Source organism: Persicobacter diffluens (genome assembly GCF_036244895.1).
Taxonomy (GTDB): domain Bacteria; phylum Bacteroidota; class Bacteroidia; order Cytophagales; family Cyclobacteriaceae; genus Persicobacter; species Persicobacter diffluens.
This window is the reverse complement of sequence record NZ_BQKE01000001.1, coordinates 3,268,157-3,292,013: the sequence shown is the minus strand read 5'-3', so window position 1 is coordinate 3,292,013 and position 23,857 is coordinate 3,268,157. Positions and strand designations below refer to the sequence as shown.

Genomic DNA, 23,857 nt, shown 5'->3' with positions numbered 1-23,857 from the left:
ATGCATATTGTTATTGCCGGGGCGGGTGAGGTTGGTTTTCATTTGGCCAAGCAACTGGCTCATGAACAGAAAGATATTGTAATTGTCGATACTGACAAGGAGCGATTAAATTATGTCTCCAATCAGTTGGATGTGGCTGTTATTGAGGGGAATTCCATTTATTATGATGTCCTGAGAGAAGCAGAAATCGCTAAGGCGGATCTGTTAATTGCCGTTACCCCGGCGGAAGAGACGAACCTGGCGACCTGTATGATCGGTAAAAAGCTAGGGGCTCAGCGGACGGTGGCCAGGATTAATAATGTAGATTTTTTGAGCCATCGCCAGCGGGAAGACTTAAGAACGCTGGGGATTGATGAATTGATTTCTCCGGAATCTTTGGCCGCACGTGAGATCAAGCGCTTGTTGCGGGAAGCAGCTCTTACTGATACTTTTGAATTTGACCGAGGAATGCTTTCCCTGATCGGAATCAGAATTGAAGAAGGGGACCCTTTTACCGGTTTAATGTTGAAGGAAACCAGTTCTCTGAATAAGGATCGGGATTTTGTAATTGTAGCGATTTTACGAAATGGTAAGACGATTATTCCGGATGGGGATACTCGTTTGGAGTTAAACGATAATGTTTATTTTGTAGCGGAACCCACAGGAGTGGATCGGGTGTTCGAATTGAAGGGTGGTACCAAGAAAAAAATTCGAAATATCATGATCTTGGGTGGTAGCCGTACCGGACTACATGCGGCCAAAAAATTATCTCAGAAGACCAATAAGTACCGGGTAAAAGTAGTAGAACGAGACCGGGAAAAATGTTTTAAGCTGGCGGATGAATTACCTGAAGCTTTAATCATAAATGGCGATGCCAATGATGTAAATTTACTAATTGAGGAGGGGCTGGAAGAAATGGATGCCTTCATTGCCGTAACAGGCAACTCAGAGACCAATATTATCTCATGCCTGTTGGCGAAGAACCACCATGTGGCCAAGACGATCGCTCTGGTAGAGAATATCGATTATATTTTATTGTCTCAGACCATTGGAGTAGATACGATGATCAACAAGAAGTTGATCGCGGCTAATTTTATCTGTCGTTACCTAAGAAGAGGCAATGTGTTGAGTATTGCCAGTATTCATGGGGTGGATGCTGAGGTATTGGAATTTGAGGTAGAGGAAAACTCTGCCATCTGTTTCCAGAAGTTAAGAGATTTGGACTTCCCGGAGGGGGCTATCATCGGCGGCGTAATTCGAAACAACCAGGGGTTTACGACCATGGGTAACTTTGAATTTCACCCGAAAGACCATGTGGTGGTGTTGTGTAAGTCCAATGTTATTCGTAGTGTAGAGCGATTTTTTAAGTAATTGATTTAATGAAGAGATTTCATTTTAGATCCATCATTCATATTATGGGTTTGCTGTTGGTGATCAACAGTATCTTTATGCTCACCGCTTTACCCTTCTCCTTCTATTTTGAAGATGATCAGCACTGGGCGATTTTAATGGCGGTATTGATTACGGCTTGTTCCGGGGGATTAGCTTTCTTTCTCACTTTGGGGAGAGAGCGAATAGTAAAGAAGCGTGACGTCTATATTATTGTGACTTTTGGTTGGGTTTTGATGGCGCTGTCTGCCACTTTACCTTATTTATTGAGTGGCAGTATTCATTCGCTAACCGACGCTTTTTTTGAATGCGTATCGGGCTATACCACGACCGGAGCGTCCATTTTAAGTGATATTGAGGCGGTTCCTCCTTCCATTTTATATTGGCGAAGCCTTACTCAGTGGTTAGGAGGAATGGGGATTATCGTGTTAACAGTGGCCATTTTGCCATTGATCGGTGTGGGCGGCATGCAGCTTTTTGTTGCCGAGGCACCGGGAATTTCAGCGGATAAATTACGCCCTAGGATTACGGATACAGCTAAACGATTGTGGTTGATTTACATCGGGCTGACCGCTACTGAAATGGTGCTTTTGCGCGTTTTTGGGATGACTTGGTATGACGCGCTGAATCACAGCTTGACCACCATGGCCACAGGAGGATTTTCCACCAAGAATGCGTCCATAGCGCATTATCCGAGCCCATGGATTCAATATACCATTGTGCTATTTATGTTTTTTGCCGGGACTAATTTCTCCATGATGTACTTTGGTTTTCAGGGGAAACTGAAGAAGGTGTGGGCCAATGATGAATTCCGAGCTTATTTTTTAAGTATCGTGATTTTATCCATTATCTCAGGATTGTATGTGGGCGTTAATGTATATGATGACCTTGAGTTGGGGATGCGGGACGTGACTTTCCAATTGGTTTCTTTGATTACCACCACTGGTTTCGTCTCTGCAGATTATACCAGCTGGGCACCTTCCCTTACCATTATGTGTTTTATATTACTTTTTGTCGGGGGATCTGCCGGATCCACCGCTGGTGGAATAAAAACGGTAAGGCATTTGATTTTGGCAAAAAATGGCTGGCTGGATTTGAAACGACAGTTACACCCGGCAGCCGTTATTCCGGTAAGATTAAATGGTAAGGCTGTTTCCGGTGAAATTTCTTATACGGTCTTGGCATTTGTGATTATTTTCCTATTCATTTTCGTGGTGGGAGCCATGCTTTTGGCCATGACCGGTCTGGATTTACTCACCGCCATGGGAGCCAGTGCAACCTCTTTAGGAAATGTAGGCCCTGGAATAGGGAAAGTTGGGCCAGTAGATAATTTTGCCTGGTTGCCTCCTGCAGCCAAGTGGATATGCAGTGTGTTGATGTTGCTGGGAAGGCTGGAGTTATTTACGGTACTTTTATTATTTACTCCTTTCTTTTGGAGGGGGAATTAAGCAAAAAAAAGCGGTTCAATGACAGAGCCGCTTTTTTTTATGTCTTCTAGCTTTAACCTAACCCGAATGATTCACCGCTATATTTATTAGCTGAGCGCAAGTAGTTCAAATTCATCTCATTACAACTTGTTTTCTTTGGTTTATAATAACCCAAATTTGGGAAGGCTTGCTTTCTCCTCATTCATCTGTTTCGTTGGAAAAAACTCGAAATAGGGAACTATTCGGTCATTTTCCAGCCTATTAATTAAAAGTGGATTAAAGCACACGTTAAAGTGCCTTTTTGGTGAAAATCAATACTTTCTTATCGTCTTTTAGCGTGGTGGCAAAAAGGTAGTTTTCGCCGCCCTCCTTAAGCTTCAGCTTTTTTCTGAGGTCTGCAACGGTGGAGGGGAAATTACGAATGGCCAGATTGGCTTTGCCGTCTTTGCAGTATTTTTTGATAATTTTTTTATTTACGGCTTCTACTCCTTCGATTAGAAATGATCGTCCGGGAAATCCTGGAACCAGCTTTTCGGAGGTATACAAATGAGAATGCGGGTGTAGCTTTTTTAATTGATATTGCTCTGCGACAATTTTAAATCCACCGGCTTTCATGATGGCCACATTGGGTTCGTACAAATATTGCAATGGTTCAGAAAGCGGGGCTTCCGCAGTAGTTTCTTCTATTTGGCTGTAAGAAAGGTCCTGACTTTTTCCATTTGGAAGCAGGTTGGTGGTGAAGAATTGGATGTCCTTCCGGCTTTCCTTATTCATGCGAAATAAGACTTCCTTGCAATCATTCTGCACCGCAATGACATGCACTTCCTGAATTTGAGGGAGCTGCTGCAAGGCGCCCTTGATGTCCAGCATAGGGGACGCTTTTATCCATACATCTTTGCCCTTTTTCAGTAATAGAGCTTGCAGCTCAATAACATTGGGCAGGCAGTCGGATAACAAGAAGACTTTATTTTTTTGCTCATCCCGACGGTAGGGATCCAGAAAAATGACATCAAATTCGGCTTGGGTTTTCAGGTAATCAACGCCATCACCAAAATGACATTTTATATGGTCCGCCCCTAAAGTTTGAAGGTTGTGCTGACTTCTCTGGAAGAGTTCTTCCCAAATTTCGGTGTAGACAACGGATTGGAAATTTTGCCCTATATAATAGGTGTCTACCGCAGAGCCCCCGGTGAGGTCCAAAAGTCGGTCTCCTTTGATGACCCTTGCTTTGTATCGGGCCGTTGCTTCAGAGGAACATTGTTCCATGGAAAGCAAGGGCGGGAAAATAATCCCCTCGGTTTGGTACCAAGAAGGGAGCTTGCTTTTGGCTTTTTGGCGTGCCTGAATTTGCTCAGTAATGAGCCGCATAGGGAAATCAGGAAATTGCTTTGCCTTTAGCCCTAATGAAAAAGGATCATGCTCAGCATGATCCTTTATGAATTGTTGTATTTTTTTATCCTTGAGAGTTTCCCAATTCATATTTGGAATCTTAGCTAACGATACCGCTGTCTACCAGTTTTTGCGCGATCTGAACGGCATTGGTAGCAGCACCTTTGCGCAAGTTATCAGCCACACACCACATATTCAAGGTATTTGGCTGAGATTCATCACGACGCAGACGTCCAACGAATACTTCGTTTTTGTTATGCGCATTCAGCGGCATTGGGTAAACGTTGTTCTGTGGGTCGTCCTCTAAAATAACGCCTGCTGTATTAGCGACAATTTCACGAACTTCTTCCAGAGTAAAGTCTTCGTTGAATTCCACATTGATGGACTCGGAGTGTCCGCCCATCGTCGGAATACGAACAGTAGTAGCAGTTACTGCAATATTTTCATCATTGAAGATTTTCTTGGTTTCCAAAATCATCTTCATTTCCTCTTTGGTGTATCCGTTTTCCTGGAATACATCGATATGAGGCAATACGTTCAAATCAATTTTGTGTGGATAGGCCATATCCGGTGTTTCTCCGGCGCGCTCCGCCATCATCTGATCTACCGCTTTTTTACCTGAACCGGTAACGGACTGGTAAGTAGAAACAACGATACGCTTGATACCATAGCGCTTGCGCAAGTCACAAAGCGCCAATACCATTTGGATGGTGGAGCAATTTGGGTTGGCGATGATGTAATCTTCCGCCGTTAATTCATCTCCGTTGATTTCCGGAACCACCAATTTTTTACCTGGATCCATTCTCCATGCCGATGAATTATCCACTACGCGGCAACCGACCGCTGCAAATTTTGGTGCCCACTCCAATGAAGTGCTACCTCCTGCCGAGAAAATGGCAATATCAGGACGAGCTTCCACCGCCTGCTCCAGGGTCACGATCGTGTGGCTCTTGCCCATGAACTCCATCTGTTTACCTGCAGATCTCGCTGAAGCTACCAACAATAATTCGTCGAAGTGAAAGTTTAAATCTTCGACCACTTTCAACATTTGCCCGCCTACCAAACCGGTGGCGCCAACAATCGCTAATTTCATTTCCTGAATAAGGTTTGATTAAAAATTACAGCTTCAAAGGGTGGCCTATTTGGTTTACATACAAATACTTGCCGAATCCTTCAATGATTTCGGATACAAAGCTAAAACAAAAAATCAGAGTTCAATGCCCAAATTTCACCTATTTCCAGCCTGCAAGGCGCCTACAACAATAATAACAACCCTTGTTATATTTTTTGTCCCTTTGTGGCTTTTTGGGGCACAATTAGAGGTTGAAAGCGGTTTTTATGCCGATGGTATAAAAATAGGATTGGCTTTTTCACCTCCTGGTGGCTATTTGGGGAAAGCTGGGAAAGCGTGCGCGGAGACGATTAATGGCGGGTGGTCCAATGAAGTACTATTTGGTGGAAGAAGTGCTTATTTTGGGGGTAATAGTTCAACATTAGGAATAAATATTACTTCGGAGTCCGGGGATATTGATGTGACCAAAGTTTATTTATGGAAGGGAAGAAGTTGGGTGATATTTCCCCAGGCGATGATTTTTGAAAATCCTCAAATTTGGTATAAGGGAGAATTGATCTCTGGCCGGCTCATTAATTCAAGACAATTATTCTTTGATCTGGAATTGGATACATCCGCAGCAATTGAATGGAGAGGGATTCATGATGCACTTGGAGGGCCGTTTGGGGAGCATCATGAAATGGAATTTTTGTTCTTAAGGAATCATTATGAAGTATTGGACGGGAATCGGTTTCGGTATTTTTGGCATCAGGAGTGGGAAAATGTATTTTCTAATGATTCAGGACTTATTCTACAGCATTTTGGCAGGCATACCGATTTCTATTTTCGGGAAGCATTGGCCAAATCGGAAGAAAGGGAATTTGATTTGGCTTTTGTAAAATACGGAGATACGCTATCCTTACCAGATTTTTCAATTATTCGGGATGAGAAAAGGCCGCTCGTTAGAGAGGTAGTATGTTTGGATGAGCATCTATTGCTTGTCAAGTTTTCTGAGCCCATACAGTTGCCGGCTCATTTTTCCGTCTTTGCCCTGAAGGGAAATACTGTACTGCATATAGAGAAAGAGCGTAGTGATCAGCTTCTGGTGAAATTTCAGAATGCTTTTCCATCGGAAGATCCTCAAGTATTGGAGATCAGAAATATTCGGGATCTTGCGGGTAATACGCTATACGGAACCAAGAAAGTGGACTTTGTTTTTGATTTTTTTCCGCCCAATTTGATTCAGTTGAATTGGATTCAACCAGATTCTGTTCATTTGGTATTTCATGAGGCCGTTACGGAGTTTAAGGTCGAGGGCAAATCTCTGATTTTTCCGGAATACCCTTCTATGGTTGGGATGGAGGTGGGCCCAGATAGCAGGATTAGTTATTTGGCAGTAGATGGAAAAGGAAACCAAAGGGTTCAGACATTAAATTTGCAACCATCAGTTTATGGGGCTTTTCATTTTCAATCACCCTCCAGGGGGATAGTTCCCATTTTCGAAGATACTTCTGAAGTAAATATTCAAACCATTCCTCCGTTTCAGTTCATTCGAAAAGATGAAGGTGAGCTTGTTTTGGATTTTAATACCCCCTTTACTTCCGGTGACTCGATTCATATTTTTTACGGAGCAGATCTTGAGTTTGTACATATTTTCGAAGAAGGAGTAAAGGAAGTGGTGCGGAAAGATTTAGGACTGATTGAATTAGTGTTTGATAAAGCGGTTCAGGCTAAGGGCGAGTACTATGTCAATGGTATGCTTGTGAAAAAATTGCTATTCAATTCGGAGCAAGATGCTTTATCTCTTTTGCTGGAGGATGAATTTTGGTTTAAAGATAGCCTTCATTTTAGATTTGAGAATGAAAAAACGGTTTCGGGCTTTCTTCTGCCCAGCTTTGAAAGGACGCTGTACATGGATCAGACTCCTCCGGAGGTAGACTCCCTATATTGGCAAAACAGCAACTCCTTCACCATTGCTTTTACGGAATCTATTGAAGATCCTACAGATTTAATGGCGTCATTTGTGATTGCGGACCAGCCCGCAACTGGTTGGGAATGGCAAGAAAATACCTTGACCATCCATATAAAGGAAGAAGTCATTCAGGATTCTTTAACCTTAGTCTTTCCTCCATTTTCAGATTTGAATGGTAATCTCTTAACGATAGGGGAGATGGTGATTCCCGCTCCGAAAAGGATAGCAAAACATGCCATCCTTATCAATGAAGTAATGCCTGATCCGCTGGAAGGGCCGGAGTTTGTCGAATTGTATAATGCCTCAGACCAAGAGGTTCCCTTACATTTTATGACTTTGGAAGATGATCGCGGCCGGATGAACCTTCCCTACGGTTTTTTGGCTCCTCATCATTATTATTTACTGGATGATTTAATGGGAATCAGTTTAAATAATACGGAGGACCGGTTGAGTTTATCTTCCAACGGTATTGATATCCACAAGATGTGGTATGAGGAGGCGCTGTTTGGCTTGGAAAAAGGCCACTCTCTGGAATTGGTGGATCAGGATATGGCGTGTAAGGTGGTGGGGAATTGGAAAAATTCCGACGCAGAAGGAGGAAGTCCCGGAGAGGAGAATAGTCAAAAGGGAAAATTTGTAGAGGGTTCCGTACTGCCGAAAATCGTGAATATTTGGGCTTGGGAGCGCTTTATTCAGGTGTTTTTTAATCAGGAAATTGATTCAGTAAGCATTGAATGGCCTCAGAATATGATGGTAGCATCCACCTTTAAAGGACCTCATTTTTGGCGATTTGATTTTGAAGAAGAATTGGCGCCGGGGCAAAAATTGCTTTTGATACAACGCTATCTTTCAGCATGTGATTTTGAGGACAGCAATCCTCGGGAGCTTTATGTACAGGTGGCCAAGCCGCCGGAAGCGGGAGATATTCAGGTGAATGAAGTGTTATTTGACCCCTATCCAGAGATGGAGGATTTTATCGAGCTGAAAAATTTCCGAAACTGTCCTTTGGTGTTGCATGATTGTTATTGGCGAAACGAAAGTTCCGCTCTCCTTTCTAAGGATCCATTGATTTTGGAGGCAGGAGAAGTACTTGCCCTTACGGAGGATAGTTCTGCTTTACATTCGGTCTACCCGTCTATGGAAAAGGAGAACGTTTTTGTCGTGAATGCACTTCCTTCTTTGCCCAATGATGGCGCAAGTTTTCGCTTAGAAAATAATGCAGGAGTGCTACTTGATGAATGTATTATTGATGCGGGTAGTCATCATCCAATTTTAAATGAGGTGGAAGGAGTTTCTTTATTAAGAGTGGGCCGGGATGGATTGAATAAAAGCGCTTGGGTTTCCTGTTCTGAGCAAGTTGGATTTGCTTCCCCCGGTTTGGATCATGGTGGCTGGGAAAAAACGGGAACCTCCGTGGAGGTGGAGGCCGTTCCGGAATTGTTGGAGGTGGGTAGCCAATGGGGGCGGAATGAAATGCGAATTCGACTGAAATCTGCCCAACTGCCTTCCAAAGCAGACATTGCAGTATTTGATTTTTATGGCCGTAAGGTGATTGATTTGGCTTCGAACTACGTTTTGGCGCCGGATAATGAGTTCGTTTGGTATGGGCAGCAGGAAAACGGAAATTTTTTGCCTGCCGGTCACTATTTAATTTGGGTGGAGGTTACGGCTGAAGAGCAAAAAAGTTCTGTTGCTAAATTGACGGTAGCCATTGTCCATGAATGATTTAGGTGAGGAATTTACTTTATTTTCAAAAAAATTAATCGCTACCACCAGTAGTTCTGTTGTAAGGAATTTTACTTCTGATAAATATTTCAAAGCTGGTATATTTTGAAATATTATTTCATTTAATTTTATTTGCCCAAATTTAATTTCAAGATAATGTTGAATTAATGAAAGATGATGAAATTTAAGCACATTTGGGGATCAAAAATGAAGAAATTTTCGTCTATAATGGTGCAGACTAAATTTTATGGTGGATGTTAAGCATTCCCCTTATTCAATTAATAAAATTAAACTATTAAGTAAAATTTTATCATTTGTGGACGGAAATGAAGATGTAATTTTTATTTTTGTCTTACTTTTTAAACTCAATGAATATTTCCACAGAATATTTACCCGTTATGGCAGAACAGCAAAACCAGTCGCAATTAAGGTACTCTAAAGAGGATTTGGCAGAGTTTGAAGCTTTGATCCTGAAAAAGATCGGCCGCGCCACCAACGAGTTGAATTTTATTAAAGAGACTCTTGGGAAATCAAACCACAGTGGTACCGAAAATTCCATAGGTAATATTAAACCTTTGGAAGATAGTGCGGATGTTCAGGAGAAAGAAAACCTCCAGGAATTGGCCGTACGTCAACAGAAATTTTTAAATAATCTTCAAAAGGCTTTAATTCGTATCAAAAATGGTACGTACGGGGTATGTGTAGATACAGGGAAGCTCATCCCAAAAGATCGTCTACGTGCAGTGCCTCATACGACGCAGACCATTGAAGCGAAATTGAAAAGAGCCTAAATTGGAATTATTAGCAACTTACGTTGAAGCATTAATTTTCTGTGCCGAAGAACCTGTTACCGTCAAAGTATTAGGCAGGTGCCTGTCTGATAAATTTGGTGCAGAAATACCCGAAGAAGACATTATTAAAGCGATATCCGCCCTTGAAGAAAAATACGACAAGGGGGATTTCGCTTTTTTTATTAATAAATCTTCGGGAGGTTATCAGTTTTTGACCAAACCAGTTTATCAATCACTGGTTACCCTTTTATTACAGCAAAAGGCCAAGAAAAAATTATCTACTTCGGCCATGGAAACCTTATCCATTATTGCCTACAAGCAGCCCATCACTAAAATGCAAATGGAGCAAATACGTGGAGTGAGCTGCGATTATGCCGTACAGAAACTATTGGAGAAAGGATTGATAGAAATAAAAGGAAAATCGGAGAGTTTGGGTCGACCTTTGCTATATGGAACCACCGAGCAGTTTATGGAATATTTCGGGATTAATCACCTGAAGGAACTGCCCACCCCTACAGACTTCCGAAAGGAGGATAATATCATTGGAGAAATGGGGGAGGATTAGGAGAAATTCAGTAAATTCGCGACTTATTTAAAATTTAAGAGCTCTGATTAAGGGTAGCTGTTATGACAAAAGCAAGACGAAGTAATTCAGGAAGGCGATATTCAGGTGGGGGGAAATCTGGTTCAGGACGTCCCGGAGCTGGGAAAACTTCCCATAAGAAAAAATTTGATCGTTCTCGATCTGCAGAGCATAAGCCGGAATCGGATGAAAAAATTGCAAAGAAACAGCGCTCATTAAAGGAGATTTATAAAGACCGTCAGGCTGCCAGTGAGTCGACCAATACGCCAAATTATAACTTTCGTAAGATGAAAGAATTGGCGAAAAAGAAAGCGGCCAAATCCGGAGGAGAAGAAGGTGCTCCCCAGTCTTATGCGGTTCGTTTGAATAAATTTATTGCCAATGCCGGAGTTTGTAGTCGTCGGGAGGCAGACCGTCTGATTTCCGAAGGGGAGATTTCCGTAAATGGTAAGGTGGTTCGTGAGATGGGCTATAAGGTGGAGCCAAAAGACAAGGTGAGCTGGCAAGGAAAGCTTTTGAGTCGTGAGAAATCGGTTTATGTACTATTGAACAAGCCAAAAGATTTCCTGACCACCACGGATGATCCGAAAAACAGAAAAACGGTGATGGAATTGGTGAAGAAGGCCGCAGGTGAGCGTATCTACCCTGTTGGGCGTTTGGATCGCATGACTACCGGTCTGTTACTTTTGACCAATGATGGCGAGCTGGCCGAGAAATTAGCGCACCCTTCTAATAATGTCAGAAAGATTTACCAGGTAGAGCTGGACAAACCCATTACGGAGGAGGATTTTGCGAAAATTCAAAATACCATTGAGTTGGAAGATGGGCCGGTGCCGGTGGATGATTTGGTAATTTTGTCATCAGATGCTAAAAGCCTGGGTATTGAAATTCACCTTGGGCGAAATAGAATTGTCCGCAGAACTTTTGAGCATTTGGGCTATGAGGTGGTGAAGCTGGACCGTGTAGTTTATGCCGGTTTGGATAAAAAAGACCTGCCAAGAGGAAAATGGCGCTACCTATCAGAAAAAGAACTCATTCATTTGAAATATTTCCTTTAAAATAAAAAAAGCCTTCTCTGTTAATTCAGGGAAGGCTTTTTTTTGACCCGAAGGATACAAGCTCACCTCACTTCGGGTTAAAAATCAATAAAATAAAACAGAATTGATCATCCATTATCGTAGTTTACCGATGCTAGCGGTGCATAATTCGGTTTCACGCACCCATTAAACTTGTCCTACCACAATTTCCAATAAGTCATCCGCCTGCCAATATTTGGCGGCAATCGCTTGTAGTTCCTCAGGAGTACAATGATTGAGGGTATTCAGATAATGGTCGTAATAGTTATAATCCTGTTGGAAAAGGTAAATACTTTTAAATTTCTCTAATAGTGCAAATGGCGTATTCAGGGAGGACAAAAATTGCCCCATGATGTAGTTTTGAACGATTTCCAACTCATCCTGTGGTACCGGTTCCTCAATAAGCTTTTGAATTTCTTTCTTGATCTCTCTCAAGGCATCCATGGTATTTTCCCCTTTCACTTCCGCTCCAATGGCCCAATACCCATGCTGTTGGAAAGAGTAAAGGACAGAGTGAATACCATAGGTATAGCCTTTTTCCTCCCGGATATTTTTCATTAGTCGGGAACCAAAATACCCTCCCAGAATTTCGTTGATAATACTAAGCTTAGGATGATCTTCATGTTTTTTGGTGAAAATCGGGCGGCCTATTCGAATCGCCGATTGCAGGCTTCCTTCTTTGTGAATGTGTTGGGGAGTATATTGGGGTTGAATTTGAAGAAGATCTGGCTTAACAAGCATATTGGTTTCAACCGAAGCTTGTCCGAAATATTGATTCAATAGTGAAAAAATAGCATCATCAACATCACCACAAAGCAGTATTTCAAACTGATTCTCTATATGTTTTTTATAAAAGGCTTGACATTCTTCCCGGTTGATTTTTGCAATATCCTCGATTTGGAGCACCTTACCATAAGGGTGACTTTCGCCAAAAAGGGCATTTCTAAAGGAGCGTGCAGCCAAAAAAGCATTCTTCTCCAAATTTACTTTAAGGTTCTGAATTCGCTGGCTTTTTAAATTCTCCAATTCTTTTTCAGGAAAACTGGCCTCTTCCATGATTTCCTTTAAGATGGGAAGTAGTAAAGGAATATGCTTTTTCAGGCAAAATAAACTGACTGCGCTGTTATCTGTCCCCCCGGTAATGTCCAATTGGGCGCCATAATGCTCAATAGTGCTTGATATTTCTTTGGCACTTTTGGAAGAAGTTCCCTCGGCCAGCATTTTATAAGCAAAAGAACTTACGCCCTTCACCTCTTCATTCACCTGTCCAGATCGAAATAGCAATTCTATTTTAACCACCGGTTGGGCATCAGAGATGATGTAGTGCATTTTTCTCCCATTGTCCAGGGTGGAGGTTTTTACTTTTCCGATGTTAAAGGTATCAATCCGTTGGAATTTGGGCGGGATGGATCTGTCAAGCATAGTTAGCATATAAAGAAAGGACGATGAAATTGCTTCCATCGTCCTGTATCATAGAATCTTTTTTTTATTAATCTCTTACTGAAGTGGTACTTTCCTCTCCAAATTGGAAACTTAAAGTAAATCGGATGGTCTCAGCCAATGGATTCTCTCTGGTAAATGGAACCAAATAAGCGACATCCAGTCCGAATACATTGTAATAAAAGCCTAAACCTAAAGTCATATAGGTACGATCTCCCTTTTCAGGATCTTCATATTGGTAACCCAGGCGGGCAGCAAAAAGCTCTTTATACCAATATTCCATACTGGCTTGAAGTTTGACTTCCTGAATCTCTTCCCCAAAACCATTTGGAGCATCTCCAAAAGAGGAGAACATTCCATTGATTACTGACTTGTCCTGATTGTTAATTTTATTGCCATCCTCATCAAATGTAGGAGTAGGTACCATTAACTTATTAAACTCTAAGCCAAAGCACAGTTTGTTGTATGGGTCTAAATTAAAGGAATAAACCGAACCAAGTCTTAGGTTAGCTGGAAGAAATTGTTGTTCGGCTTCTCCCAGATAGGTCATTTTCGCACCGATGTTGGAGATTACTGCTCCAAAAGACAATTCGCTTTTCTTCAGGCTTCTTTTGAATTTTTTATTGTAATAGTAACCAATATCTGCGGCTACCGATTGGGCTGGCTGAATATCTCCATTCACGGCTGAGGCGCCTAGGTTGGAGCGGATATATTTCAGGTTCACCCCAATACCCGAGGACTCGGACAGCATTCTGGAATACCCCACCTGAATGTTATAATCTCTGGGGCGGCCCTGGGGTAAGTTTGTTTGACCATTCTCATCTACAAATTCGATGGTTCCCATATTAAAATAGGTCAATGAAACCGAGATAAGCTGTTCTCGAGTTAATTTGTAATAACCACTCAAATAAGAAATGGACATGTCATTGGTGATCTTACCCAGCCAGGGTGTATAGGAAAGGGAGGCAGCAAAATCATTTTCGATAAAAGCATATTTTCCCGGGTTCCAGTATGCTGAAGCTAAATCTGCGGAAGTAGCAGCTCCCATGTCACCTAAACCTGCCGAACGAGCATCCGGGGAAATTAACATGAAGGGAACGGCTGTTTGAATAACACCACCACCTTGTTGCCCGGAGGCATTTGGCCCACCAGGACCAATATTTTGGGCAAACACGGTTGTTGGAGAAAAAGCCAGTGCGATTAAAAAGCTAAAAATATAATTGAGTTTCTTCATTGGTTCAAAATAGGTTTTAAACAGTGGGTACAGTTGAACAAATTTGCAGTGAATACAAGGTAATGATTTTTATGGTATATATATCAATCTGTTCAAACTTTCAGATTTACCTTTTTCATTTAGATTTTCCACAGAAAGTTTAAACAAATACATACCTGAGGCGAGCTGTCCGGCACTTTCAGCAGGTTTCCAGCTTTCCATTTCTACTACTGAAGATGCGCGATCAAAGCTTTCTGAAATGGTGTAAATCAATTGCCCCTGGGTGTTATAAATTTGAACTTTTGCCACCAAAGGATCTCCCGGAGTGTTATGCTCAAACCTGAAAACGGTACTTTCTCTAACTGGGTTAGGGAAATTGAATACATTTCTTAATGTAAGTTTATCCTGCTCTGTTACTAAAAATGTAATTACTTTTTCCGATGCATTGTTAAAATTATCCCAAGCTTTTACACGAATTTGATGTTCTCCATCTGTTAGTCCGGAAAAAGGATAGTTGATCCAGCCGGTTTGGTAGTCATCTACCGCGGATTGGTAATACTTGTTTAGTGGGATTTGCGCACCATTATCCAGTTGGGTAAAAGGGTTTTGCCCGATATTGTTTGGAGAAATGGAAATGCCGGTTTCTGCGGTTAACTTTCCCAAAAGATCAAAAGCGGAGGGCGTTAAACTTCCTTCCACAAAAAGCGTGTCATTGATGAATAGTTCTATCTGCGGGCCCAGTTCTGATTCTACCGGATTGTCAGATGTTCCTCCAATTGTTATACGGTCTTCTCCGCCCAGGGCCGGCTTACCTTCCTCATTGGAGTAAGCAAAAGTCTGGATGATGGCTCGGCCTTTTTGGTAATCGATGTTTTTGGGTACGACAAATTCAATGGAAAACGCTCCATTTTCCACGGTGGCCTGCCCATTGAATAGTAGGTTTTCATAGACGTCGTAGCTCATCACATCATCCCGAAAACCTAAGGTTTGATTCTGTAAAGGCTTGTCATAAACCTTCACTTCCACAATTCCATTGAAAGAAGGATCCATATTTCCGGAAGCGAGATTGACTTGTCCGTCCATTTGAATGAAGTCCATTGCCGCCAGGTTGGGCTGCTCCGAAGGTGCTTTACCATTAATATTCAGGATTTCCACTTGTGGGCTTCCGCAAATCAGCCGCATAGAAGGATCTCCCAAAAGGGCAAAATTTCGATTGACAGCACCTGCCAGCGCATTGTTTTTGGTGTCTTTGAAAATATCTCCTAGTCTTCTGAATTGCCCTCCTTCTTCTCTTAGGAAAAGCGCATTATGAAAAGCCCTGTTTAATTCCTGATTGGTAGAGGCAAAAACCTTACGGGTAGTTGTTACCAAACCAATAGCTCCTCCATTAGGATTTTTTAGTAATAATTCCGCCCCACTTTCCAGTTGTGGATGATCATACACCCCATAGTCACAGGTGGCGGTAATCACCAGGGGAAGCTTTTCATAATTTTGAAGATTATTCACCATGGCCCGGGTCAGGATGTTTTCATCCGCCCATTGTTCAAAACTTCCATGCCCCTGGTAACTAATGGTTAAGGCCCCCTCTTCAAAAGCACCGATGATGGCCGCTTCCGTTACCTGAGATTTTCCAATATTTCCCGGGTCTCTGGGAGCGGCATCCAGGTATATCTTTTCAGGTCTGAATGCCGGATGATCTTTGTGGATGATTTGGGCGATCTCATCGGTTTGTTTTTGGTGTATGTTGCCATCACCATCATCTGCCACATAAACCATCCTGGACTGCCAGTCCTGAGGCGGCAGGCTTTCATACCGAATAAGCTTATCCACCACAACCTGAGCTTCTTCGGGAGTTTGTACGGGTAAACGACCGATACCAATTTCCAGGCTATGATCTCCTGCCCGGCTTTCTTCCCAAAAACCTTCGTTCTCCTCTAAAAACCCAAAGTAGTCATCCGAGGAGTGAGAGTAAATGGGATGAGTGGAATTCCGGCTTTCATAAACCGGGACAAAATTGGTGTTATTCGTGACGCGATCCAGATAATCAAATGAACAGTCGCCAAAAAGTAAAAGATATTTTAATTGTTGATTGCCGGCCTCATAAAGAAAACGCATATAGTTTCTGACGGCAGAGATGTCCTGACTACCCATAGAAAATTGGGAAAATACATCCTCAATATTGACCACCCTTACATGGAGACCCTGGCTTTGATTTCGGTAAGTAGCCAATTCCTGCGCCTGAGTCATGAAATTAGGATGGCTAACAATGACCATATCCACAGCCGGATTTGATCTTATATTGGCCGCATTAAAGGATCCGATGATTTCGGGGGTTAGTCCATTATCAGGATTAAAAGCAATATATCTTCCTGCTCCCGCAGTTTGAGAACCAAAGGTGGTGTTCCCGTTGGCAAACTGACTCGACTGAAGGCTGGCGTTAGCAAAATCCGTTACCTCCCATACCTGGGTGTTGGCATTGGTGCCGGAGATTTGAAATCGTTTTTCGTCTTGTCCTGCAGCCCTTGTCTGCCGAAACACCGTTTGTCCATTAAAAAGTTTTAGGCTTCTTTCTGCATTAACCACGACAGCATCTAAATTTCCATAATGACGAAATGGTTCTGCATTAGTACTGAATCGGATGTCAAAATTGAGGCTGGTGGCTGCAGGGTCAATGACCAGTACAGAGGGGTTTTCAAATATTTCAGAGGCCCATTTACCTCTTTCAGCATAGTCTGCATTGGAAACCCCCGAGATGCTCATGCTCCCTAATTTAGTGTTATTGAGCGAAACAGCCACTTCGGCTGTCCCATAGGAGGAGTTCAGGGCGCGAAGATTAACCTTTAAGCTTCCATCGGTGGACAGATCACTAATTTCAAAATTTACCCTCTGGCTGCCCCCATTCTCAAAACGTTCCCCATACCAGAATCTACCTGACTGCCCTAAAATATTGTAAATCTCTTCCTCGAAAGCCATCACCTCGGTAAAGGTGGTATAGAGTGTGCCGGTATTGATGGCGGGCGCTGTGGTGATTCTTTTTCCCAGGCCTTCGGTTTTTATATGGAAAAAGACAAAAGCCTCCCGGCTGTACAAGTTTTTTTCAAAATCAATAAAACCGGCCTCTTCATTGAAGAAATAACGATCCGGCCCTTCAGCATAAAAATAAACAGCATCATTGGTGTCAAACTTACCGTTAGCCTCCCCATCTACCCAAATGGCCAGTTCCGGCAATTGGTGAACTTCATTCAGGGCATTTTCCTGGGGAAGCATACCGCCTTCACGTCCGTAAATAGCGATTTTTCTGGGATCAATATCAGCAGGATTTAAGCCCATTTCCTGCAGGCTGTTGGCAGTGATTTTAAATACTCCGGCCTGATTGACTTTCAGTTTCACCCAGGTGCCCTGACTCAAGTCCGGACTTGAAGCTGCTGCAAAAGCGGATTTGCACACAAGCAATAGGGCCATGAGCCCTAAGAAAAAATAGGAATATGAACGGTGGGAATTCGACATAAAAAACAGCAAAGGTGGCGATTAGGAACGATAAGCTCTTACAAAGGAAATTAGGATATACAACAAAATAATAAAAGGGACCGAGGCGACATTCAGTATAAAAATGGAGGCTGCCGCCAGGATAATAAAGGAGTAAATCAACTCATTCCCTTTCCATCCATAAGTTTTGAACTTTAAGGCGAACATCGGGATTTCCGAGGTGAGCAATAGGGAAAAGGCGAAATTCAATCCCAAAAGTAAATAAGGATTCAATAACCAGTTTTCCGCTCCTAATATATTATGAGCCAGCATAAAAGGTAGGGCACTCGCGAAAATGGCATTTGCCGGAGTGGGTAAACCGATAAAGGAGGTCGTCTGGCGATCGTCTACATTGAACTTGGCTAGTCGCAATGCGGAGAATGCCGCCATGATAAAGGCAAAATAGGGTACATATTCCGGTAGCTCGCATTGCCCTAAAAGCTGAAAATAAAGCACAGCCGGCAACACTCCAAAAGTGACCATATCGGCCAGAGAGTCCAATTCTCCCCCAATAGGTGAAAATTGTTTAAGAAGTCGGGCCGTAAAACCATCAAAAAAGTCGAAAATAGCTCCTGACCATATCATGCCGGCCGCCCAAAGCAAATTTCCCTGAAAGGCCAGCACAATGCCGACACAGCCTGAAAGTAAATTCAGGCAGGTAAGCGTATTTGGAATATTGAAAATTTTCAATTTGCTAGCATTATCTGACATATGGATTTTCTCTTTTTTCTTCTCCTACAGAAGTGGCAGGGCCGTGTCCAGGATGGATTACCGTTTCCTCTGGTAAGGTATACATCACTTCTTTAATGGACTTTGCCAGGATATCGAAATCTCCTCCCGGTAAATCTGTTCTACCAATACTTCGTCTGAAAAGTACATCACCGGCAATAATATTGCCACTTTCAGCATGATAAAAAGCCACATGCCCGGGAGCATGGCCCGGAACAAAAAGTACTTTCAAGGCCGAATTTCCAAAAGTGAAAGTTGCCCCCTCTTTTAATTCCTCATCGGCGGTAGTAGGCTCATAAGCCGGAAATCCCCACATGGAGGCGTAATTTTCTACTGCAGCCAGCGTGGGGTTATCAGCAGGGTGTAGGTGCAGTTTTACTTTAAAGGTATTTTTGACAAAAGCATTGCCCAATACATGGTCCACATGGGCGTGGGTGTTCAAAAGGGCCACCACTTTCAGTTGTTCGCCATCAATATAAGCCTGCAGCTCCTGACGTTCTTCATGGGTATAGCAACCCGGGTCAATAATCACGGCTTCCTTGGTTTCATCATGAAGCACATAGGTGTTTTCAGAAAAAGCGTTAAAGGGAAAAACTTTTATTTGCATATTCTTAATATTTTAGCCCTAAATTTCTCGATTAATCTGCAAAAACCATAATCCTAAACCATTTACTATGCAAGCCTACGATTATATTATTATAGGTCAGGGTATCGCGGGTACCGTCATCAGTCATCAATTGCGAGAAGCAGGGATGACGGTTCTGGTCATCAATCAAACCAATGCCAATGCTTCCTCCAGAGTGGCGGCAGGCATTATTAACCCGATAACGGGGCGTAAAATGTCATTGACCTGGCGGGCACACGATCTTTTTCCCTATTTGTGGGATTTCTACAGTCAACTGGAAAAGCAATTAGGCATTAAAGCCTTACACCTGCAGGAAATATACCGCCCCTTCCTTGAGGTGGTAGAACAAAATGACTGGATGGGCAAAAGCGCTGAAGATAATTTTAAGCCTTTTGTGAATTCGGTGAATGCACCGGCAGAGGAGGGAATTCATGCCCCTCATGATGGATTGGCTCTTAATCAGGCGGGCTGGCTGGATCTTAACTTGTTGTTGGATACTTACCGTGATGCATTAGGAGTCCACTATCGCGAAGCGGCTTTTCGGGAGGAGGATTTATTGCTGACAGCCGAGGGCGTCGAATATGAAGGTGTAAAAGCCAAGGGAATTATTTACGCCCAAGGATATGCGGTGGGGGAAAGTAAGTACTGGGAGGGACTCCCTTTCAGACCAGTAAAAGGAGAAGTGTTGACCATTGAACTGGACCGTGACTTTGAGCGAATTTACAATCGGGGGGTGTTTGCCCTGCCATTGGGTAATCACCGCTATCGAGTAGGGGCAACTTATGATAATCATAATTTGAATTACGAGGTTACCGAACAGGCTAGAAAAACCCTTTTGGAAAAGCTGGAAGGTTTGGTGAAGCTGAGTCCCAAGGTGGTGGATCAACGGGCGGGCATTCGCCCGGCGACTAAGGACCGAAGACCATTTATAGGGCAGCACCCTGATTATCCACAAATTTTTCTCTTTGGCGGGCTTGGCACCAAAGGGGTTTCCTTAGCGCCTTTTTTTGGAGAACAGCTGAAGAATCTATTACTAAAAGGGACTAAAATAGAGCCGGAAGTGGATATCTATCGGTTTTTTTAAGATATTAAAGTCGAAATTTCCCCTGCCGGCTGGGTTTTCTTCAGGGGGAAATTTTCTTTTTTTCATTTTTATTGATTGTCAAGCAAATACCTTGGAACGTATAGCGGAAACATTCGTAGAAAAAATTATGTATTAGGGAAACTTAGGTGCAAAAGAAGTCGATGGGCATGGGCAGTGGATTGCCCCTAATAAATCTCTAAATATTATTGCCGGTTGGGGAGGACTCTCTCCACTTTTGCTAATAACCTACTGAACACCTATGCTCCAACGCTTATTACTATTAGGTATACTATTTCTATTTTGCCTCACCCCTTTTTTCCGGGTTTCTGCACAGGCTTTACGTGATGAATTTGGCCAAAACCGAATTCAGTATCAGGTGAAAGACTGGAAATACTACAGCACAGATAATTTCGATATTTATTATTATGAAGGCGGACAGCAATTTGCCAAGTTAGGCATTGAATACCTCGAGGAAGAGTTTGACCGCATGACCGACCTTATCGGTTATTCCCCTTATTCCAAGGTTAAAATTTTCCTCTACAATTCAGAGGAGGAATTAGGGCAAAGCAATGTAGGGCTTAGTGGAAATTACTACTCGATTGGAGGGCAAACCAATTTCACTAAATCTCATGTGGAATTAGCCTACCCGGGCACCATGTCCCTGTATCGCGAAACGCTTTTATTTCATGTCGCCAAGCTTTTAGTGGAGGACATGATGTTCGGCGGATCTTTGGCGGATATGTTTCAGAGTACCTATTTGTTGAATTTACCCACCTGGTTTGTTACGGGAGCTTCCGCTTATATTGCCGAGGGTTGGTCGGTGGAAATGGATGATTTCGTTCGGGAATTAATCATTTCTGAAGATTTTAGAAGGGTAAACAGCTATTCCGGGGAGGAGGCGCAGCTTCTGGGGCAATCCATCTGGAATTTTATTGTGCAGCGATACGGAAGAGCCAATTTATCCAATATTCTGAACTTAACCCGCATCATTCATAATGAGGAACGTTCCATTGTGAGCACCCTCGGGATTTCTTATCCGGAATTTATTTCAGAGTGGCAACGTTTTTACAAGGACATGTCAGCCAATATAGGCAACTCTTACCAAATGCCACAGGATCAGTTTCTGCTGTTTGATAAAAATAAAAAGGGACGTGCCTATGGTAAAATGCGTATTAGTCCGGACGGTACCCGTATTGCTTATGCGGTGGATAATTCCGGTAAGTTCAGTGTGGAGGTAGAAGAGATTGCCAGTGGAAAGGTAAAAACAATTATTAAGGCAGGTTATAAAGAAGTTAACCACAGGCCGGGAGAATATTTACCACTGATCAGCTGGAAGGATGATAATACGCTGGGCATCATTTACCGGAAAAAGGAGCAAAGCTATTTGCAGATGTACGAATTTTCTTCCAAATCCTTTTTAGAACGCCCCTTGGGTCGGGTGAATAATATTACTTCTTTTGATATTAAAAGAGATAGTAATGTCGGGATCATTGCTGCAGATCGAAAAGGTAGAAATGGTCTGTTTTTAGTCTCCCTGAAACGTTTTACTACGAGGTTATTGACTAAGGATATTTTTGATGACATTGAGCCTCGCTTTATTCCTAATACCAATACGGTAGTTTTTGCATCTAACCGTATATCAGACACTCTTGGTGTGAAGGATAATAAACTTAAGGATTTACCAGAAACCTATAATATTTTCCTTTATAATCTGGATACGACCAGAACGGTCCTAACACGGGTTACCAATAATATTGGCTATAATATTAAACCAGTGCCTGTTGATGAACAGTACTTCTATTATTTGAGTAATCAGCAGGGTATATATAATCTTTATCGGTATGATCTTGAAAACCGCTTGTATCAGCAGGTAAGTAATTACGCAGTAAGTATTCGGGATTATGATATTGGCCCGGATAACGCTATGGTGTATACCGCCCGTAAGTCGGATAAGGATTTTATCTATTATGAGCCTAATGCGCCATTGAACAGAAGTATTTTTACACTTGCCACCGGCAGAAGACAACTTCTAAATGCGAAGGCGGTCAAAGACCGAATGGAGAAAAGAAAAAAGCAGGCTTTGCAGGATTCCCTGGAAAGGGTGGAAAATGAGTTGCGTAAATTTAATGAAACCCTTCGTTCTCCGGGTTCTTTATTTTTGGATTCCATAGCCAATACCATTGGAAAAGATTTTGATCAGCCTCCTCTAAAGGATTTGGACCCGGAAGGGCTGGCTACGGAAAGTCTGATTTCTGATGATCCTAATTTGGTAAACACGGATAATTATCAGTTTTCTTCTACGAAAACGCCGGCAAATAAGAAAAGAGAATCTTTCCTTACACGCTACAGACTCATGCGCCGAGACTCCCAGGTCATGGGGCCGGATGATTATGAGACCTACTTTAGGATGAATAATTTGGTGACCTCATTTGTGATTGACCCCTTGATGGGCTTTGGTATTCAGATGGAAGCCGAAATGACCGACTTATTGGAGGATCATCGCTTTTATGGGGGATTTGTAATGGCGACTGATTTCCGTTCCGGAACTTTCTTTGGAGAATATGAATACCTTAAAGGCTTTTTAGATTACAGGATTCGTTATGACCGTAGGGTGTTAAACATGACCACGCAGCAGTTTGAGGAGCAGCAATATAAAATGAATAAGTTGGAAGCTTCCGTTTCCCTGCCGGTGAGTATTAGTTCCAGAGTTTCTTTAACCCCCATGCTGACGCATACCGTCTGGGTGGATAAAAATATTGATAATTTGGTAAATCCACCTATTAATCCTGTAGGAAATCCCGAAGGATTGTATTCTGGTATCAAAGGGCAGTATGTTTTTGATAATACCACCAGTCAGGGCTTGAATTTGAGGACGGGCTTTCGAGCCAATGCCGGAATAGAATATCAATTCGCTACCATGGGTGATTTGGAGAGTTTCGGGAAGTTGTCCATGGATATCCGACATTATTTGCCCATTCATAAAGAAATTGTGGTGGCGACCAGATTGTATTATGGCCGGTTTTTCGGGGATGGCGCCAAGCAGTTCTTATTAGGTGGCGTAAACAATTGGCTGTTTAATCAAACGGAAAATGATGGGCAGAGCGCTGAGCCGGGAGATCCACTGTACTTTGAAAATGATTTTAATAATTCTGATATTCTTTTTGCGGAGTATGTAACCGATTTGCGCGGATTTAATTACAATACGTTTAGTGGAACAAATGCCTTATTGGGAAATATTGAATTAAGGGTGCCCTTGATTCGTTATTTGTCCCGCGAACCGATATCTTCCAATTTCTTGAGAAATCTCCAGTTTGTTGGCTTCTTTGATATTGGTTCTGCCTGGACCGGTCCCTCCGCTTTTGCCCGCGAAAATAATATCAATACTGATGTAATAGAGGGCGGGCCTTTTGTGGCCAGAATTAATAACTTTAAAAACCCCTGGCTTTACAGTTACGGTGTGGGCATGAGAGCGCCGCTGCTGGGTTTCTTCACCCGACTGGATCTGGCCTGGGCCACCGAAGATTACGAACGTAAACGTCCGAGGTTGTCCATCTCCATTGGATACGATTTCTAAAAAATAAATAGCACAAAAAAACGCCGATCAGAAATCCTGATCGGCGTTTTGCTTTCAAACGGTATTGTTATCCCGAATTATTCACCTCCAAATTTATCAACCAGATGGAAGTAATTAAATTACAGGCCGTTATAATTTATTTTCTTTGATTTATTATAGCCCAAATTGGGGCAAGTTTGCTTTCTCCTCATTCACCTGCCTCGTTGAAATAAAGTTGAAATAGGGAACTATTCCTTCATTTTTTCCGCCTTGCAGCTAAACGAGGATTTAAGCATAACTAATCCG

Annotated in this window: 15 protein-coding genes; 8 read left to right on the top strand and 7 right to left on the bottom strand. The window is 42.5% G+C overall.

Going from position 1 to position 23,857, the window contains the following annotated elements; genetic code table 11:
- Window positions 1-1,350 (top strand): Trk system potassium transporter TrkA, encoded by a 1,350-nt coding sequence (trkA, locus tag AAA970_RS13450; protein ID WP_338237494.1) that lies wholly within the window; start codon window positions 1-3, stop codon window positions 1,348-1,350.
- An 8-nt stretch (window positions 1,351-1,358) separates the two neighbouring features.
- Window positions 1,359-2,816, top strand: coding sequence for a TrkH family potassium uptake protein (locus AAA970_RS13445; RefSeq protein WP_338237493.1), 1,458 nt, complete (start codon window positions 1,359-1,361; stop codon window positions 2,814-2,816).
- Window positions 2,817-3,083: 267 nt separating this feature from the next.
- On the opposite strand, the gene AAA970_RS13440 is transcribed toward AAA970_RS13445, so the two are convergent.
- Both AAA970_RS13440 and AAA970_RS13435 read right to left on the bottom strand, forming a co-directional pair.
- Window positions 3,084-4,274 carry a THUMP-like domain-containing protein gene (locus AAA970_RS13440; RefSeq protein WP_338237492.1) on the bottom strand — a complete coding sequence of 397 codons (1,191 nt, stop codon included), beginning with the start codon at window positions 4,272-4,274 and terminating at the stop codon, window positions 3,084-3,086.
- 10 nt (window positions 4,275-4,284) lie between these two features.
- Window positions 4,285-5,277, bottom strand: coding sequence for an aspartate-semialdehyde dehydrogenase (locus AAA970_RS13435; protein WP_338237491.1), 993 nt, complete (start codon window positions 5,275-5,277; stop codon window positions 4,285-4,287).
- 202 nt (window positions 5,278-5,479) lie between these two features.
- On the opposite strand from AAA970_RS13435, the gene AAA970_RS13430 reads away from it, so the two are divergent.
- The 4 genes from AAA970_RS13430 to AAA970_RS13415 all read left to right on the top strand — a co-directional run bounded on the left by AAA970_RS13430 (window position 5,480) and on the right by AAA970_RS13415 (window position 11,364).
- Window positions 5,480-8,932, top strand: a complete 3,453-nt coding sequence (locus tag AAA970_RS13430) for a hypothetical protein (protein WP_338237490.1) — start codon at window positions 5,480-5,482, stop codon at window positions 8,930-8,932.
- Between the two features lie 368 nt (window positions 8,933-9,300).
- Window positions 9,301-9,723 (top strand): TraR/DksA family transcriptional regulator, encoded by a 423-nt coding sequence (locus AAA970_RS13425; protein WP_420916718.1) that lies wholly within the window; start codon window positions 9,301-9,303, stop codon window positions 9,721-9,723.
- Window position 9,724: 1 nt separating this feature from the next.
- Window positions 9,725-10,288, top strand: a complete 564-nt coding sequence (scpB, locus tag AAA970_RS13420) for an SMC-Scp complex subunit ScpB (protein WP_053406679.1) — start codon at window positions 9,725-9,727, stop codon at window positions 10,286-10,288.
- A gap of 62 nt (window positions 10,289-10,350) precedes the next feature.
- Window positions 10,351-11,364: a pseudouridine synthase gene (locus AAA970_RS13415; RefSeq protein ID WP_082305112.1), complete on the top strand. Its 1,014-nt coding sequence runs from the start codon at window positions 10,351-10,353 to the stop codon at window positions 11,362-11,364.
- Between the two features lie 165 nt (window positions 11,365-11,529).
- Here the strand turns inward: AAA970_RS13415 and AAA970_RS13410 are convergent, their stop codons facing one another.
- The 5 genes from AAA970_RS13410 to AAA970_RS13390 form a co-directional block, all read right to left on the bottom strand.
- Entirely contained in the window at window positions 11,530-12,804 is a 1,275-nt protein-coding gene (locus AAA970_RS13410) for a M16 family metallopeptidase (RefSeq protein ID WP_338237489.1), read from the bottom strand.
- 67 nt (window positions 12,805-12,871) lie between these two features.
- Complete coding sequence (gene porV / locus AAA970_RS13405) at window positions 12,872-14,056, bottom strand: type IX secretion system outer membrane channel protein PorV (protein WP_063790755.1); 1,185 nt, start codon at window positions 14,054-14,056, stop codon at window positions 12,872-12,874.
- A gap of 69 nt (window positions 14,057-14,125) precedes the next feature.
- Window positions 14,126-17,497, bottom strand: coding sequence for a type IX secretion system sortase PorU (gene porU, locus AAA970_RS13400; RefSeq protein ID WP_338237488.1), 3,372 nt, complete (start codon window positions 17,495-17,497; stop codon window positions 14,126-14,128).
- 66 nt (window positions 17,498-17,563) lie between these two features.
- Window positions 17,564-18,271, bottom strand: a complete 708-nt coding sequence (pssA, locus tag AAA970_RS13395; protein WP_338237487.1) for a CDP-diacylglycerol--serine O-phosphatidyltransferase — start codon at window positions 18,269-18,271, stop codon at window positions 17,564-17,566.
- The gene (locus AAA970_RS13390) at window positions 18,261-18,896 is read right to left on the bottom strand and encodes an MBL fold metallo-hydrolase (RefSeq protein WP_338237486.1); all 636 of its coding nucleotides are present in this window, start codon (window positions 18,894-18,896) and stop codon (window positions 18,261-18,263) included. Before AAA970_RS13390 ends, pssA begins: the two co-directional genes overlap by 11 nt.
- A 67-nt stretch (window positions 18,897-18,963) precedes the next feature.
- On the opposite strand from AAA970_RS13390, the gene AAA970_RS13385 reads away from it, so the two are divergent.
- Window positions 18,964-19,998, top strand: a complete 1,035-nt coding sequence (locus AAA970_RS13385; protein ID WP_338237485.1) for an NAD(P)/FAD-dependent oxidoreductase — start codon at window positions 18,964-18,966, stop codon at window positions 19,996-19,998.
- A gap of 259 nt (window positions 19,999-20,257) precedes the next feature.
- On the top strand, window positions 20,258-23,572 hold the full coding sequence (locus tag AAA970_RS13380) for a hypothetical protein (RefSeq protein WP_053406684.1): 3,315 nt from the start codon (window positions 20,258-20,260) through the stop codon (window positions 23,570-23,572).
- Window positions 23,573-23,857: the final 285 nt, after the last annotated feature.